Genomic DNA, 1476 nt, shown 5'->3' with positions numbered 1-1476 from the left:
GTAAATTTTCAGCGTTGCTGGCTCCCCGTCAGCCGGATTGGGTTGCATCGCAGGGGTGTCGAAAGAGTCAACTGCGGTCCAAAGCTGTTGGACTTGGGTGAAAAGGGCGTTTATTCTTCCTATACGTATAGGAAACCTTTATTATACGGTTATAGTAAAAAGGGGGAGAGGAATCTTCCTCTTTTTTATTTTAAAGGGAGATCTCCCATGACACTTCGTAGAAAAGGGTACATCAATGAATTTGATGGCTTATTTGTGATACCAACAATCGGATTAATCCTGTTGAAATTTTATATTTCTATATTTAGAGCATAGGCAGATTGCCTGTGCTCTTTATTTTGTTTGTTTTAAATTGGTATTGAATGATACCAATATTACATGATTAATGGAGGAGATTATTTATGACATTTAATAACAATGAAAATACACGTGTGTGGTTTATTACAGGTGCAAGCAGTGGACTAGGATACGAATTCACAAAAAAAGCATTGGAGTCAGGAGAGAAGGTTGTTGGTGTTGCTAGAAATATTGAAAAACTGAATGAGTTAAAATGCCAGTTTGAAGGAATGTTACTTCCTTTAAGTCTTGATGTTACTGATAGAAGTGCTGTTTCGACTACAGTGGAAACTGCCATTAAACATTTTGGAAGACTCGATATTGTCATTAACAATGCAGGGAATATGGTAATGGGAATGATTGAAGAATTTAGTGAAGATGAAGTTAGAAGCCAAATGGAAACTAATTTCTTCGGTACAGTATGGGTAAGTCAAGCTGTTATGCCGTACTTGCGGGCACAAGAATCAGGTCATATTATCCAGATATCTAGTATTGGTGGACTGATTAGTGGTCCAATGTCGGGAATCTATAGCGCTAGTAAATTTGCTTTAGAAGGATTTAGCGAGGCTTTAGCACAAGAAGCTGCACATTTTGGTATAAAAGTATCTATCGTAGAACCTGGAGGTTACTGGACGAATCTATACTTAAAAATGAGTTTTACTACACAGAAAAAAGAGTATGATTCATTACGTGAAAAGTTGGCCCAACAATATTCAAACGAATCGGTGGATAGTGATCCTAAGTTAGCCGCCGAAGCTATAATGAAACTGGTTAATAGTGAGAATCCGCCTCTCCGATTAGTTCTGGGAAGCCTTGTATATGATTTAGCTGTTGAAAATGCAGAAAAACGTATATTTACATGGAAAGAGTGGGAATCAGTCAGTCGTTCTTCGGAACATGGGATTCCTGCACCAGAAGGATACGGAATAATTGAGGAATAGAAACCCTAAGAAATAAACTCTCTAAACTACAAAAACTAATTAATGATTTAATATGTTTATTAACTTAATCGCCGGGCGCAACGGCTTTCGTCATTGCGTCTCTGGGAGCAGCTTGGTCTTCAACTGCACCGGCCTTTGTCGCTTTCCGTCTACTTCAAGCAGTGGGCGCGTCGGCCATGCTGGTGGCGACGTTCGCGAC

2 protein-coding genes and 1 pseudogene are annotated in these 1476 nt (G+C 39.3%); all 3 read left to right on the top strand.

Features of this window, described 5'->3' with window-relative positions; all coding sequences use genetic code 11:
• Positions 1–315 (top strand): hypothetical protein (locus FTV04_RS16680; RefSeq protein ID WP_218944809.1); only part of this gene is annotated, 315 nt, incomplete at its 5' end.
• Between the two features lie 86 nt (positions 316–401).
• On the top strand, positions 402–1277 hold the full coding sequence (locus FTV04_RS16600; protein WP_078081115.1) for an SDR family oxidoreductase: 876 nt from the start codon (positions 402–404) through the stop codon (positions 1275–1277).
• Positions 1278–1351: 74 nt separating this feature from the next.
• Positions 1352–1476 (top strand): annotated as a pseudogene (locus tag FTV04_RS16595) (CmlA/FloR family chloramphenicol efflux MFS transporter); the annotation flags it as partial.

It is taken from the genome of Acinetobacter sp. YH12219, assembly GCF_013417875.1.
Taxonomy (GTDB): Bacteria; Pseudomonadota; Gammaproteobacteria; order Pseudomonadales; family Moraxellaceae; genus Acinetobacter; species Acinetobacter amyesii.
The sequence above is the reverse complement of the archived record's forward strand: the minus strand, read 5'-3'. Positions and strand labels throughout refer to the sequence as shown.

Coding starts and splice junctions, on each gene's coding strand:
- FTV04_RS16600 (WP_078081115.1), top strand. CDS start 402: ATGACATTTAATAACAATGAAAATACACGTGTGTGGTTTATTACAGGT.